At 58.9% G+C, this 15,818-nt stretch carries 8 protein-coding genes; 4 read left to right on the top strand and 4 right to left on the bottom strand.

The genetic code is table 11. From position 1 onward, the window contains the following. Positions 1-110: 110 nt before the first annotated feature. Positions 111-2,750 (bottom strand): TonB-dependent receptor domain-containing protein, encoded by a 2,640-nt coding sequence (locus IE102_RS06700; protein ID WP_189485626.1) that lies wholly within the window; start codon positions 2,748-2,750, stop codon positions 111-113. An 88-nt stretch (positions 2,751-2,838) separates the two neighbouring features. Then, a complete protein-coding gene (locus IE102_RS06695; protein ID WP_229807592.1) occupies positions 2,839-4,302 on the bottom strand; it encodes a beta-helix domain-containing protein in 1,464 nt (487 codons plus the stop codon). Positions 4,303-4,629: 327 nt separating this feature from the next. On the opposite strand from IE102_RS06695, the gene IE102_RS06690 reads away from it, so the two are divergent. Next, positions 4,630-6,156, top strand: coding sequence for an oligosaccharide flippase family protein (locus IE102_RS06690; protein WP_189485625.1), 1,527 nt, complete (start codon positions 4,630-4,632; stop codon positions 6,154-6,156). Positions 6,157-6,274: 118 nt separating this feature from the next. Here the strand turns inward: IE102_RS06690 and IE102_RS06685 are convergent, their stop codons facing one another. After that, positions 6,275-7,603, bottom strand: a complete 1,329-nt coding sequence (locus tag IE102_RS06685) for an MFS transporter (protein WP_229807591.1) — start codon at positions 7,601-7,603, stop codon at positions 6,275-6,277. 763 nt (positions 7,604-8,366) lie between these two features. On the opposite strand from IE102_RS06685, the gene IE102_RS06680 reads away from it, so the two are divergent. The 3 genes from IE102_RS06680 (at position 8,367) to IE102_RS06670 (ending at position 14,229) form a co-directional block, all read left to right on the top strand. Beyond that, the gene (locus IE102_RS06680; RefSeq protein ID WP_189485624.1) at positions 8,367-9,887 is read left to right on the top strand and encodes an OpgD/OpgG family glucan biosynthesis protein; all 1,521 of its coding nucleotides are present in this window, start codon (positions 8,367-8,369) and stop codon (positions 9,885-9,887) included. Continuing rightward, positions 9,875-11,752 carry a glucans biosynthesis glucosyltransferase MdoH gene (gene mdoH, locus IE102_RS06675; protein ID WP_189485623.1) on the top strand — a complete coding sequence of 626 codons (1,878 nt, stop codon included), beginning with the start codon at positions 9,875-9,877 and terminating at the stop codon, positions 11,750-11,752. The genes IE102_RS06680 and mdoH overlap by 13 nt, the downstream gene beginning before the upstream one ends. 383 nt (positions 11,753-12,135) lie before the next feature. Continuing rightward, a complete protein-coding gene (locus IE102_RS06670; RefSeq protein WP_189485622.1) occupies positions 12,136-14,229 on the top strand; it encodes a catalase in 2,094 nt (697 codons plus the stop codon). On the opposite strand, the gene IE102_RS06665 is transcribed toward IE102_RS06670, so the two are convergent. After that, positions 14,221-15,816: an MFS transporter gene (locus tag IE102_RS06665; protein WP_189485621.1), complete on the bottom strand. Its 1,596-nt coding sequence runs from the start codon at positions 15,814-15,816 to the stop codon at positions 14,221-14,223. The genes IE102_RS06670 and IE102_RS06665 overlap by 9 nt on opposite strands. Positions 15,817-15,818 lie beyond the last annotated feature (2 nt).

Genomic DNA, 15,818 nt, shown 5'->3' with positions numbered 1-15,818 from the left:
AAGGCCGGAGCATTTATGATGCTCTGGCCTTTTTATATTCTGGCCATTTTGTATAAAGAAAGCCCCTCCGCCAGAAGCGAAGGGGCTTAAATTTATCCAGATCAGCTATCTTAGAACTGGGTCGACAGGCTGACCGAGACGCTCTGGCCGATATCGTAGTTGTTGATATTTACGCGGCCATTGCGCTCCTGGTACTCTTCGTATTCGGTGCCGAGCAGGTTGCGAACTTCCAGACCGAAGTTCAGTTCCTGACCGAAGGCGTCAAAGCCCTTACGGTAGGTGAAGTCGAGCATGGCGCCCGGCTCCTGAATGTAGTCAGGATAGCCCGGCTTGCCACGGGCAGAGACGCGCTCGGAGACGTAGGTCAGCAGAAGTGTGGCTTGTGACTTGGCTTCAAGGTCGTTCCAGCCGAACTGGACGTTGGCCACATGCTCCGACTGGCCCTGAAGACGCGAGCCGTCGAGGATGTAGTTGGTGGCGGGTGTCGGCATGCCCTGGTTGGCCGCGGTGTAAACCACGTCACCGGACTTTGCGGTCACTTCTGAGTCCGTCCAGGTATAGTTGGCGGCGACCAGCCACTTTTTCGAGGCAAACCATGCGCCTTCTACGGGGGAGTCAAACTCGCCCTTGTAGTCGAATTCCATCCCGATCAGCGTGGCTTTCGGCGCGTTGATGTAGGACTGCTGGCCTTCACCGGAACCGGTATCAAGGATGGTGGCTTCGACCGGCTTTTCGATGTCCTTATAGAACAGGCCGGCGGTGATGTACTGACCGGCGTCGTAGTACCACTCATAACGGGCATCGAAATTAGTGATTTCGGTGTCCTTCAGGAACGGGTTGCCGACGAACAGACGATCCTGTTCAGGGTCAAGATAGACCTGCGGGGCCAGTTCGCGGAATTGCGGACGACCGATGGTCTTGGAGATACCGCCGCGCAACTGCATGTCGTCGGCAAAGTTCCAGGTCACGGTGGCCGAAGGCAGGAGGTATTCTTCCTTCAGCGGTGTGATCGGTGTGGGTGTTGTGCCCGACGTGAACAGATTGACCGTGGTGATGCGCTGCTTGGCGGATTCAAAGCGTAAGCCCGCCGCGACACGCACCAGCGGAATGACTTCGACATCGACCTTGGCGAAGGCTGCATTGACGAACAGACCGCCTTCGTAAGCCGCAGCGCCGTCGCCGCCGGTGACTTCGGTCAACACCAGACGATCCGGCGAGATGTTGAAGTCCGATAGCAGGAAGTCAACACGGGTATACTGCACCGGGGTCGGCAGGGTGTTGTTCGGCGTCAGATAGCTGAACTGACGGTTCCAGGCATCACGCTTGTTCTCAAGGATATCAAAACCGCCGGTCAGGGTGCCGTCACGGCCTTCGCCGAGCGAGAAGTCATAATCGAGGCTGGCGCCTGCGCTCTTGACCTTATCGTTCAGTTCCGAGAAATCGGTGCGGTTACGCACGCGCGACGCATCGTGATACCAGCGCCCTTCGAGGCCGACACCGTAAGTGATCGACTTTTCGTACGGCACGTCACGCTCGGTTTGCGCGTAGGAGGCGCGCCAGTTCAGGGTCAGCTTGTCGGTCAGATCGGAGTTGCCGTTCAACTGGGTCGAGAACAACTGACGCTCATACCAGCCGCTTTGTTCACGGCGGCGGACTTCGCCATTGGCGCCGTCATAGCCTTCGCGAACCTGAGTGCGCTTGGTGGTGTTGCGGATGAACAGGTTGGTCCACTGCACCGAATGCTTGGCCTGACGGAAACCCAGACCGAACAGGCCGTTCAGGCTGACGTTATTTTCCGAGGTCGAATAGTCGTAATCGTCATAGACGGCCAGCTTATCCAGGTCGTTCACGGCGGTCTGCTGGATACCATTGCGGACTTTCCAGCTATTGGAGAAGTCGACCAGACCGATCACGCCCAGTTCACCAGCGGCAACATCAAAGCTGCGGCCCCCGACGACGTTGAAGCTGAGATTGGCCGGTAAGCTGTCGGTTTCCTGAATGAGGTTAAGCGGCGCGTTGACAAAGTCCTGACCGATTTTTTGCAGTTCGGTGTCGGTGAAATTGCCCTGCGTGACCTGCTTGCCGGTGGCGATGGCCTGACGCAGGCGCAAAGGTAACTTACGCGTGCCGTCATCAAAGCCGAACCAGTCGCTGTCGGAACCGTAGTGCGTAAAGGCGTGCTGGCCGGTCGTTTCGGTATTGCCGCCTGTGCTGACGCTCAGCGACAGGAAAGGCGATGCCGGGGTCGTCACGGTCTTAAGGTCGACCACGCCGCCACCGAATTCACCCCAGTAATCAGCCGAGTGGGTCTTTTGAACCGACAGGCGGCTCAGGATCGAGGACGGGAACAGGTCGAGCGGCACGACGCGCTGAAGCGGCTCAGGCGACGGCAAGGGCGAACCGTTCAGAAGGGCTGACGAATAACGCTCGCCCAGACCACGCACATAAACGAAACGGCCTTCGACCAGCGACAGACCGGTCACGCGGGTAAGGGCAGTGGCTGCCGAGTCATCGCCGGTACGCTTTAGGTCTTCCGAGGTCATGATGGAGACGACTTCGGCGGTGCGGCGCATGGAGTTCGGCACGAACTTGCCCTTCACCGTCACTTCGGTGATGGGTTCTTCGGCGGCGGTATCGGTAACTTCGGGCTGGACGTCAGCCGGTGGGGCTTCCTGAGCAATAGCGGCCCAGGGCGCGATCAGCGCCGAGGTCGCCATAAGCACGGCCAGAGACAGGGTTGTGGGCTTCATGTGATCAAACCTTTGCTGATCAAAAAAAGGAAAAAGGGCGTCGGGCCATAGCCGGCCTGACGCCCCGCATCAGGCGCTTATGCTTTGATTAGCAAGGGTTGCTGTCCAGACCGCAGGACCAGCCCTTCCACCAGTTGTCGTTGGCATCTTTCACGGCGCCGACATAGGTGACGCTGGAGAAGACGGCGTTGACGGCGGTTGCCGGAGTGACCGTGACGGCGGTTTCATTGGCGCCGTTCACGAAATCAACCAGGGTCGACGTGCCGTTAGCGGTGTTGTTGGTGCCGCCGGTGAAGATCGCCGCCGTGTTGCCGGAAGAGGCAAACTGGGTGGCAAAGCCTGACATGTAGACCGAGCTAAAGGTCGGTGCCGCGGTTTGAGTCGCGACATCAGTGATACGGATGCCGGTCGTGGTGGTGGCCGAGGTGTTGTGGATCACCGAGTTGATCAGGGTCAGGTCCGTGCCGGTGTTCAGTTCCAGGCCGTTCGACGCGACCGACGAGCGGCGGATCAAGGTGGCGTTGGAGATCATCGGATGCGAGCAGTAAGCCGCGTTGCCGGCGCAGGACATTTCAAACAGACGGTCACCGCCGTTGTCACGTTGCTTAACGATCAGGAACTGGACCGCGCCGCGGTAGCCGTTGTCGGTGTCGAGGCTGTCGTCGTCGTTGCCGGTCAGGATGATGTGCTTCAGGTTGAGCGTGCCGCCGAACATTTCCATGCCGTCGTCGGACGAGTTATGAACCTGAACGTAATCAACCGTGGTGCCCGAACCGACGCCGGCGAAGGTGATGCCGTTCAGTTCCTTGGCGGGCAGAACTTCAAAGCCGGAGTGCTGTACGCGGACGTACTTCAGGATGCCGGAGTTGTCGTTAGCCGTGTTGCCGCCGTAGAATGCGTTGGTGCCTTCGACCTGACCTTCGGAACAGGCGACGTTCGGCGGGGTGACACCAGCCGGGCAGACATTGGACGGTGCGCGACCGGCGATGACCAGACCACCCCATTGACCGATGGCGTTAGCACCGGCGGTGCCTTCGATGCCTTGCTTGGAGGTGAAGATAATCGGTTCAGAGGCGGTGCCCGACGCGAAGATTTGCGAACCGCGGCTGATGATCAGGTAGTCAAGACCGGCTGAGCCGAAGATCTTCACGCCCGGAGCGATAGTCAGGGTGCCTTTGGTGCCCGCCAGCGGGGCAGCCGGGTTAGCGCCGAGGTCGTCACCGACCTGAACGCGACCGTTAATGGAATAAACCGCACCCGCGACCTTGTTCAGAACCAGATCACCGGTGATCAGGTTTGGCAACTGACAGGCACGCAGGGTGTTGTTGGCAACCAGGCCACCATCCAGCAGGCCGGTCGGACATGCCGTAGCCGGTGTACCATTTCCAGGTGTAGAACTGCTGCTCGAAGACGACGAACCGCCGCCAACCAGGACGCCTTCGCCAGGTGAGGCCACGCCGTCAGCACCGCCACAAGCGGCCAGCGTCAGGGCTACGCCAAGCGCAGCGCCGCCGGTCATAAGGGCGATACGGAATTTTCTGGATTTGATCATGTCTTTGTCTCCAACGTTTGACAGGCGTCGAAGAGCGAAGACCGCTCTCCCCCACAACAAAGGTCGTTTTGCCTTAAGGGGGCTTATAGGGGCCCTATATGACAGAACCGACATGGACATGTGACAGATTTGTGTAAATTGCGACACAGCGGAGGCCGTTGTTCGTTAAGGCCTCGCCTGTGGCGCACAGACCACACTCAAAGCCGGTAGGGAAATCCTAATGGCTTATAACTATGGTAATAACCGGCGCACGCCTTGCCCTACGCGCGCGCTGTGTGCCAATAGCCGGGGCATCTCGCCCGTCAATCTGTACCGCCCGGAAACCTGATGACCGACCAGCCCGCCCCCTCTCCCGGCGATACCCCGAACCCATCCTTATCAGGCCGCACCGCCAAGGCCGGGGCGTGGTCGATCAGCGGGCGGTTACTGGCCAAGGTGCTCGATTTTATCGCCCTGCTTATACTGGCGCGCTTTTTAGGGCCTGCGGATTTCGGGCTGGTGGCCATGGCCATGACGTCGGTGTTTATCGTCGAGACCGTGCTTGACCTGCCGATTACGACGATTTTGCTGCGCGAAGAGCATCTGACCGATGACATGTTCAACACGGCCTTTACGCTCGGCCTGATGCGCAGTTTGATTGTGGCGGCGGTGCTGGGGGCGCTGGCCTGGCCCATGTCGCTGTTTTACAATGAGCCGCGCCTGCTGCCGCTGATTGCGTGTCTGGCGATCTCACCCATCATGCGCGGCCTGATCAGCCCACGGCTTATCCTGTTTGCCAAGCGCTTTGATTTCAGCAAAAGTTTTATACTGGATGTGGCGTCCAAAAGCGTCTCCCTGATCGTGGTGGCGACCGTCGCCATTCTGACCCGCAGCTACTGGGCGCTGGCCATCGGCACCATCACCACGGCGGTCGTGTTTGTGTCCCTGACCTATGTGTTTGCGCCCATGAAGCCGTCCCTGACCTTTAAGGAATGGCCGCGCTTTGCCAATGTCGTTGGCTGGAGCACCCTGACGCAGTTTATATCGTCCGTGAACTGGCAAATGGACCGGCTGATCCTGCCGCGCTACATTGATCTTGTGCCATTTGGGCGGTTTACGGCGGCGACCGATATGGTCAATATCCCTTATCAAGCCATTGCCCTGCCGACCATTGGGCCGATTAACGCCGCCTTTGCGACCCTCATTCAATCGCCCAAAGATCTGGGGGCCGCCTATCTTAAGGCCTCAGCCGGCATACCCATGCTGATTACGCCGGTTTTGCTGTCGCTGGCCATGTTGTCGACGCCGGTGCTGAATGTGCTGTTTGGTGATAAGTGGCTGGAGGCCGCGCCATACCTTACCGCGCTGGCCCTGACCGCGATGATTGTGCTGCCGTCGTTTCCGCTGCCGTGTCTGGCGATGGTGCTAAACCGCAACCAGTTTGTGTCGATGCGCGGGGTGGCCGAACTGGCCGTCAAGCTGCCGATCATGCTGTTTGCCGCCAGCCAGTACGGCGTTTACGGCGCGATTGCCACTCAGGCCATAGCCGCCACCGCCGTGGTTATCTTCTCCATGTTCAGCGTGCGTACCCTGATCGGTCTGAAAATCCGCGATCAGATCGGCGCGTTAGTCCCCTATATGCTGGGCCTTCTTGCGATGGCCGCGACGATTTACGGCCTGAAACCGCTGGTCTGGTTTGACAAAGGCATATGGCTAGAGGTCATCAGCATTGGATTGGTCGTCGCCCCGGCCCTGATCGTGTATGTCGGCGTTGTGTTCTCGGTGTGGACGCTGACCGGGCGACCCAATACGATTGAACACACGATCGTCCATAAGGGGCAGGGCATCGTCAGGCGTTTGCGCCGCCGCGCTTAAGGTTTTTTGACGCGCTTTTATTTCCAAAAACCGCATACACTTTTTGGCAAGCGCTTATAAAAATAGCGCCGCTCCCGTAAGAGAGCGGCGCTTTTTTGAGAGTTGGATATCCGCCGGTTTAGCCGACCCGGATCTTTTCGATCGGTATCCGCTTGAGGTGCGGCGTCAGCAGGTGGATGACCGTAATCGCCACCAGATAGGCACTGCCCGCCACGATGAAGATCGGCTGATATGAGCCAAAGAACTCAAGAATATAGCCGTTATAGGTGGTCATCAGCATACCGCCGATGGCGCCCGCCGTACCGCCGATGCCGATGACCGAAGCTACCGCCGCCTTTGGGAAAATATCCGATGGCAGGGTCATCAGGTTGGCTGACCATGCCTGGTGAGCCGCAGCCGCCAGACCAATAATGGCCACAGCGCCCCACAGATTGCCGACAAACTGGGCAAACACGATGGGTATAACCGCAAACGCGCACAACAGCATGGTGGTCTTACGGGCGGCATTAGGGGTGCGGCCCATCTGAATTTGCTTAGACGACGACCAGCCGCCCGCGACCGAGCCTACATCGGCCAGAATATAGATAGCAATCAGCGGCGGCCCGAAGCTTTTGAGGTCAAGCCCGTAGGATTTTCCCAGAAAGTCCGGCAACCAGAACAGATAAAGCCACCAGATCGGATCGGTCAGGAACTTACCCAGCGCATAGGCCCAGGTGCCGCGGAAGGTCAGAAGCTTAAACCATGAGATTTTCTCAATCGCTTCACCGGAGTGCTGATCAACATCCGAGCGGATGTGCGCCAGTTCGGCGGCATTGACCTTGGGGTGCTTTTCCGGCTGACGGTACATCAGCATCCACGCCACCAGCCACAGGGCCGTCACAATACCGATTGAGATAAAGGCGGCGCGCCAGCCGAACGCCAGCGTAATCGCGGGCACCAAAAGCGGGGTGATGATCGGGCCCATAGCGGTCCCGGCGTTAAAAATGCCGACGGCCTGCGCGCGTTCTTTTTGTGGGAACCATTCCGATACGGCCTTGAGCGATGACGGGAAGCTGCCCGATTCACCAAAGCCCAGAACAAAGCGGGCCAGAGCAAACTGGGTCACCGTATGGATCAGGCCGTGTCCGATCGAGGCAATCGTCCAGATGGTGAAGGCGACGGCATAGCCGATCTTAACGCCGACCCGGTCGATAACCCGTCCGAAGGTCAGAAAGCCGATGGCATAGGCGCACTGAAACCAGAAAACGATATTGGCATATTGGATTTCCGTCCATTTCAGGTCTTCCTGCAGCGTGCCCTTCAGGATGCCGATCATCTGGCGGTCAATATAGTTGATGCCGATAGCGATAAACAACAGGGTGACGATCACCCAGCGGTATTTGCTCATCCGGCTCTCAGGCATGGTGCCCGGCTGCGGGGCTGCGGTGCCCCCCGTTGATTCACTCATAGCGTTCCCTTTTCTGCGACCGTACATGGCCCGCAGTGCAATATCCCGTGTTGCCGCTTGTTTTATGTTTTCGATCACTCAGCGACGTAGTGACCGTTTATGTCCGCGTGCGTGCGCGGCTGCCTGACTCTGGCGCACATATGACTCTAAAAATTCTCAGACTTCAACACGCTGTGTCAGATATAGCGATTTTTTGGTAAGACCATACACCTTACCAAGCGTGCCGCTCGTCGTGACCATGCGTAATTGTCGGTGAAAAATTACCCTAAAAGCCACACCTGAGTGTGTTTGAGTGTGTCAGATTTGACACCAGACAGGCGAAATCAACCGTTCATAATTCGCCTTTGTTGTAATTGGTACGCGTTCCTTATCGAATTTTTACAACCCGAAACCGTAACTGGTTAATTGCGTCTTAAGGATTGCGACACGGACGGCGGCCTGTTTCAAAGCAGGCGCTGTATTCCTCCCCGGTTTGTGTCCTTTGCGACGTTGTCTGTGGTGTCCCGCAAATTGGGACACCGGGATAAGTCAGGCCATTAACGCCCCAAGCGGTTGCCTCATGACCTTAAAGGCCCGCCGACGGTTTCCGTTCACTGCATAAGACAGCAGGGTTCAGAGGGCGACCTCTGAGCACAATTTCAACAGACGGATTCTTAATGACCCGCCGCATGGCCCTTTAAGCCTCCAAAGGGTGTGCCGCTTTGAGTTCAGACCTGAACGCAGCCGCATTCAGGTGACGAGAGTTGTGTGTTTTGGGGATAGGATGAGTTTGAAGCGACGCCAGTTTGTGAGCGGGATCAGTGCGGCGGCCATGGCGACAACCATGCTTGCGCCCGCGCGTGCGCTCAGCGCCCCAAATTTTGGCTTTCAGACGGTCATTGATCTGGCGCGAAAAACCGCCCGCAGCCCCTATGTGGCGCCATCGAGCGAGTTACCCGCCGAACTGGCCAGCCTAGGCTATGACGCCTATCGCGGCATCCGCTTTAAGCCGGAACATGGGCCGTGGAAACAGGCGGGCTTAGGCTATCACCTCGAATTTTTCCATCGCGGCGGCTTAAGCCGCGAACGCATAGACATCTTTGAAGTCCATGACGGTAAGGCACTGCCCTTCCGGTATGACGCCGCGCAGTTCACTTTCGATCCACGCTCGGCCACGGCCCCTGCCGGTGATATCGGCTATGCCGGGTTTCGCATCCACGCCCATAATGTCCCCGGTATGGACGAAATGGCGGTGTTTCTGGGGGCCAGCTATTTCCGGTCTTTAGCCACAAACCAAACCTACGGCCTGTCGGGTCGCGGACTGGCGCTTGCGACCGCCAGCGCGCGCGGCGAAGAATTTCCGATTTTCCGCAGCTACTGGATCGTACGCCCCAAGGCGGGCGATACGTCCGTTCAGGTCTACGCCCTGCTCGATAGCCCCAGCGTCTCTGGTGCCTATGCGTTCAAGATCACGCCGGGCACAGCGACAGTTTATGATATTCAATGCACCCTGTTCCCGCGCGTAACGCTCGATATGGTCGGCATTGCGCCGCTGACGGCCATGTATCTCTACGGCCCTGCCGATCAGGGCGGCTTTGATGATTTCAGAGGGGCCGTTCACGATGCCGACGGCTTGCAACTGCGCACCGGCAGTGATGAGGCCATCTGGCGCGTCCTGACCAACCCGCCTAAGCCTGAAGAAAGCGCCTTTCAGGATACCGGCCCTAAAGGCTTTGGCCTGATGCAGCGCGAGCAATCGCAAGCGGTATTTGAGGATTATGAAGCCCGCTACGACCTGCGCCCCAGCGGTTATGTCACCCCCAAAGGGGACTGGGGTAAGGGGGCGGTGCATCTGATTGAGTTGCCGTCCAATACTGAGGGTTTTGACAACATTGTGGCCTTCTGGCGGCCCTCTGCCCCGCTTGCGCCCCACCGGGGCCACAGTTATCACTATACTGTCATGTGGGGATCACCTTCGGTTGATCCGCAAATCCAGACGATCGGTCGTGTGGTTCAAACCCGCACGGGTAAGGACATTAATGGCTATGGCCGGGTGTTTATGGTCGATTTTGCTCTGAAAGGCATCGACCCTGACACCCTGACCGCCGTGGCGGAATCCTCCGCCGGGACTTTAAGCGCCGTCAGGCTGCAAACCCTAAACGATCGCGGCGTTATCCGCGTGTGGTTTCACCTAGAATTGGGCCACCTCCAACCCGAACAGGCAAAAATAGCGGACCTGCGGCTTGCGCTGCACAAAGACGCTACGGCGCTCACGGAAACATGGATGTTCAGATGGACTTACTGAGATTTGCAGGCCGCTTGGGCCCCGCCTTTGGCATCCGCCAGCCGGTGACCGAACCTCACACGCCGGTCATGCCGTCTGAGGCCCCGCTCGACATGCCGGTGCAGTCCCTGACCGAAGGGGCCTTGTCATCGGCCCTCATCCCGACCTCACCGCGCCACATGATCTGGCGGCGGGTGTTCATCTTTGGCCTGTCGCTGCTGATCGGGGTCACCGGCATTGGCGTGCTGGCGGCGAGCCTGAGCTATCAGGGCTTTCACCCGCTGGAGATGGTGTTTTTAGGTCTGGCGGGCTTTCTGTTCACCTGGATGGCTTTTGCCTTTATCTCATCCCTGGCCGGTGTGTGGGTATACCTTACGCGTCAGGACGATCTGGGCCTGTTTCCGGACGGGCCGATCCCGCTGCTGACCCAGAAAACCGCCATTCTCATGCCGATCTGCAACGAGGACGCCCATGCGGTCGTGGGGCGGCTCGATACCATCCGTCAGTCCCTGATCGCCACCCTGCAAGGCAATCGGTTTGATATCTTTGTCCTGAGCGACACGCAAGATCCGGTTGCGGCTGAGACTGAGCGCACCGCCTTCCTCAAGATGCAGCGCTTAAGCGGTGCGCCGCGTATCTATTACCGCCGCCGCCCGATCAATACCGACCGTAAAGCGGGCAATATCGCCGACTGGGTCAGCCGCCATGGCGGGGCCTACGCCCACATGATCGTGCTCGATGCTGACAGTTTGATGAGCGGCAACACTCTGGTGCGACTGGCGGGCGGGATGGAGCGCCACCCCCGCGTTGGCCTGATCCAGACCGCGCCGCGCCTGATCAACCGCAAAAGCCTGTTTGCGCGCTGTGAGCAATTCGCCGCCCGCCTTTACGGCCCGGTTGCCGCCTGTGGCATTGCGTGGTGGTCCGGGTCTGAGGGCAATTTCTGGGGCCACAACGCCATTATCCGCACCCGCGCCTTTGCCGAAGCTGCCGGTCTGCCGCACCTGCCCGGTCGTGCGCCCTTTGGCGGCCATATCATGAGCCACGACTTTGTTGAGGCCGCCCTGCTACGCCGCGCCGGCTGGGCCGTACATATGGCCCCGCACCTTGACGGATCGTATGAGGAAAGCCCGCCCAGCCTGATGGACACTCTGGGCCGTGACCGGCGCTGGTGTCAGGGCAATCTGCAACATGCCGCCGTAGTCGGCGCTTCGGGCCTGCACGGCATCAACCGTTTCCACCTGCTGCGCGGCGTGTTTAACTATCTGCTGGCCCCGATGTGGGTGGGTATGGTTATTACTGGCGCCGCTCTGGCCGCCGCAGATATTGCCCCTGCGGCGACCTCGGTTGGGCCGCTGGCCGGATTGTTCGCCGTCACCATGGCGTTCCTCATTGTGCCCAAGGTTCTGGCGGCTATTGTTGTTCTGCGCGATCCAGATACCCGCTCTGGCTTTGGCGGCGGTGTGCGCGCGACGGTGAGCCTGATGGTCGAGACGGTGTTGTCGACCCTGATCGCGCCGGTCGTGATGATCAGCCACGCCTTTATGGTGGCGTCGATCCTGTCGGGTCGCAAAAGCGGCTGGAAATCCCAGCGCCGGTCGGAATACGAAGTCTCCGCCGATGAACTGGCCCGGCGCTTCACCGCCCACACCCTGATCGGCATGGGGCTGTTGCTGGTCGCGTCTATCTTTGCGCCCGAAACCTTGCTGATGACCGCCGGTGCGGCCTTTGCACTGATGCTGTCGGTGCCGGTGGCTTACCTTACGGCTAAGGCGACACCGCGCCGCCTGATGCCAGTGTTCCTGATCCCCGAAGAAGGCCGTCTCACGCCACAGGACGATAGCCTGCTGGACACACCCTTAACACCCGTAACGCAGGCGCCATAATTTTAGCTTCCCAAAACCGCCGGAAATGATTTCGGCGGTTTTTTTTCATGCCTCGATTTCGGGCCCCTATTTGGGCAAAAAAAAGCCGGACACGAATGTCCGGCTAAAAGTTTACAGGGAGGAAACGCCCAGGAAGGGCAATCAGCGTCGAAACGCTGAACAACCTCAGAATATGCTGCGACGCACAAAGTTGCAAGTTTTTTAAAACACAATCCGCTTCAACTCATGTTACATTTTGGAGTAGTTTTGTGATCGTATACAAAACGTAAATTTTAAGCGTGTCGCACGCAGTCCCCTTATCTATTCAGCCGCGTTAACGACTGCATCTTTACGCCCATAAGGCGCACCTTCCCGCCATTCAACATATGCGCTGGGAGGCCATCATGGACGATAAGACACATTTTGACACGGTCAAAGGTAACGGCGGCGAAACCCATCAGCAGGTGCCGGAAAAAGGCCCCCACACGCCGGACGGCCATCTGACCACCAATCAGGGCATCCGCGTCTCCGATAACCAGAACAGTCTTAAATCAGGCGCGCGCGGGCCAAGTCTGCTCGAAGACTTCATCCTGCGTGAAAAGATTTTCCACTTTGACCATGAACGCATCCCAGAGCGCATCGTTCATGCGCGTGGTTCCGGCGCGCACGGCTATTTTGAGCTGACGCAATCGCTGTCGGATGTCACCACCGCCGATTTGTTTCAGAGGGTCGGCGAAAAAGTGCCGGTGTTCACCCGCTTTTCGACCGTGGCGGGCGGGGCCGGTTCGGTCGATACGCCACGCGATGTCCGAGGCTTTGCGGTCAAGTTCTATACCCAGGAAGGCAACTGGGATCTGGTCGGCAACAACATCCCGGTCTTTTTCATTCAGGACGCCATCAAGTTCCCTGACCTTGTCCATTCGGTAAAGATGGAAGCCAATTCCGGCTATCCGCAGGCCGGATCGGCGCACGACACCTTCTGGGACTTCGCGTCGCTGATGCCGGAGACGACCCACATGCTGATGTGGGCCATGTCGGACCGCACCATTCCACGCAGTTTACGCACCATCGAAGGCTTCGGGGTTCACACTTTCCGCTTCATCAATGCCAAAGGCCAGTCGACCTTTGTGAAATTCCACTGGAAGCCCAAGCTGGGCCTGCAATCCACGGTCTGGGAAGAAGCGCTTAAGCTGCAATCGGCGGATAATGATTACCACCGCCGCGACCTTTATGAAGCTATCGACACCGGCAACTTCCCGGAATGGGAACTTGGCGTGCAACTGTTCGATCAGGCCTTTGCCGACAGCCTGCCCTATGATGTGCTCGATGCCACCAAGCTGATCCCCGAAGAAACCCTGCCCATTAAAATTATCGGCCGCATGGTGCTGGATCGCAATCCGGATAACTTCTTTGCGGAGACCGAGCAGGTCGCCTACTGCCCGGCCAATATCGTGCCCGGCATAGATTTCAGCAATGATCCCTTGTTGCAGGGGCGGTTATTCTCCTATCTCGATACCCAAAAATCACGCCTGGGCACCGCCAATTTCCATCAATTGCCGATCAATGCGCCCAAATGTCCGGTCATGAACTTCCAACGCGACGGCATGATGCAGATGAACGTGCCCAAGGGCCGCGCCAACTATGAGCCTAATTCTTTGGCCGAATTTGGCGAACCGGGCGGACCGCGCGAATGTCCGGTGACGGGTTTCAAGACTGATGCTGGTCGCGCCGATCAGGACGAACAGGGTGATAAGCTGCGGGTGCGGGCCGAACTGTTTGCCGACCACTACTCTCAGGCCCGCCTGTTCTGGATTTCGCAAACCGAGTCCGAGCAGGCCCACATCGCCTCAAGCTTCGTGTTTGAACTGTCCAAGGTCGGTTTAGCCCCGGTGCGTGAGCGGATGCTCGGTAATCTGCGCAATGTCACGGATGAACTGGCCAAGCGTGTGGCCGACGGTATGAACATGCCCCTGCCGGATAAGGCAAAGGCGGCCCGCGCGCCGTTTGACCTGCCCGCGTCGGACGCCCTGTCGATCCAGAAAAACCTGAAACCCACTCTTAAGGGCCGCGCGGTCGGGATTCTGATCGCCGATGGCACCGATGCCGCTCTGTTGAAGCAGGTCAAGACCTCGGTGACCGACGCGGGCGGCAAAGCCGTGATCATCGCCCCTAAGGTCGGTGGGGCCAAACTGTCGGACGGCAAACTGATGGCCGCCGATGCCCAGCTTCAGGGCGCGCCGTCAGCCCTGTTTGATGCTATCTTTGTCTGCCTGTCAGATGACGGCTGCAAGGCGCTGATGACTGAAGGGGCAGCCATTCAGTTTGTGATGGATGCCTTTGGCCACCTTAAAGCCATCGGTCACACACCGCAAAGCCATCCCCTGCTCGATAAGGCCGGGGTGGTGCATGATGACGGCGTGGTCTTTGCCGAGCACTTTATCGATAAGGCAGCACAGCGCTTCTTTGAGCGAGAACCGAATGTGCGGACGTTAGCTTAACGCCAATAAGTGCCGCACCACCGGCCGATTAGGGCCGGTGTGAAAGCGTAACACCCCCGCCTGCAGGTCAGCATCAGCCTTTGAGACGCGCTGGTGCTGACGCAGGTGCTCCGCCCACGATTCGACCATGAACCATTCGGTGATGCGCTCCGCATCGTCGCTGTCTTCGCTGACACCCCAGCTATAGGCCCCGTCACGCAGGCGCTCAAACGACAACTCTTTCAACGCGGCCAAAAAGGCCGGGCGGTCTTCACGGCGGATTTTATAGTCAATCAGGATCAGGACCGGGCCGCGATCATGGTCGGCGGCCTCAAGCCTGACCGGCTCCGGCCAGTGCACCGATGGCGTCAGGTCCGCCTCACCGACCGGCAGCTTAAAGCGGTGAAAGATCAGCCCCGCCAGAAATAAGCCCGCGGCCGCGATCAGCAGCGTCGTCGCCACATTGGTGACCTGCGCCACCGCCCCCCAGCCCAGACTGCCCGCCGTCATAGCGCCGTTAAATACGGTCAGATAGACCGCCAACGCCCGCCCGCGCACCCAGTTCGGCAGGACTGACTGAGCCGTACCGTTAAGGGTGGTGAGCGCTATGATCCACGCCGCCCCCATAAACAGCAGGATGATCACGGCCACAACCTTGGGCGGAGACGCGGCCAGCACCGTCATGGCAAGGGCGGTTACAATCGCCGCCATCAGCATCAGGCCATCCGCGTTCAGCCTTTGGCGCAACCGCGGCAGGAGCAAGGCCCCGCCAATCGCCCCGGCACCCACGGCACCCAGCAACAGGCCATAAAAGGCGGCATCGCCCTTAAGCAGGGTCTTGGCCACCAGCGGCAGCAGGGCCCAGACCGAACTGGCAAAGGCAAAGAATATAGCCGCCCGCATCAGGACACGGTGCAGTTCGCGGCTGGCCTTCACATAGCGCATCCCCGCCCGGAACGCGCCTGAGAACGATTCTTTCAGATCTGAGGCCTCGGTCTTGGGTCGCTTCCACCACAGCAGGGCGGCAATCACGAAACCGTAAGTCGCCACGTCCGCCCCATAGGTCAGGGCCGCGCCAAACGATGCCAGCAGCATCCCGCCGGCGGCCGGGCCGATGGAGCGGGCAATATTGATACCCAGTGAATTGAGGGCGATGGCGTTTTTTACGTCAGGCTTTTGGACCAGTTCCGGCACAATCGCCTGCCAGGTCGGCCCCATCAGCGCCGCCCCAATCCCACCGACAAACGTCAGACCAATCAGCCATTCGACGCTCATCAGGCCATTCGCCGACAGGACCACCAGAGCCAGACTGACCGATGCCAGCAAAAGCTGAATGAAGATCAACAACTTACGCCGGTCCAGAATATCGGTCAGCACACCCGCCGGAATGGCCAGCAAAAAGATCGGCAGGGTGGCCGCCGCCTGCACCATCGCCACCGCCGCCGGTGATCCGGAAAGATCCGTCATCAGCCAGCTAGAGGCGACATCGCGCATGAATGAGCCGGTATTGCCCAGCACGGTGGCGGCCCACAACACGGCAAATACCGGCTGGCGCAAAGGCGCAAAGGCGCCAGTGGATTTACCCGTGGATTTATAAGCGACTGACATAC

Source organism: Asticcacaulis endophyticus (assembly GCF_014652575.1).
Taxonomy (GTDB): domain Bacteria; phylum Pseudomonadota; class Alphaproteobacteria; order Caulobacterales; family Caulobacteraceae; genus Asticcacaulis; species Asticcacaulis endophyticus.
Note: the sequence above shows the minus strand (reverse complement) of the source record. Positions and strands in the feature narration are given on the sequence as shown.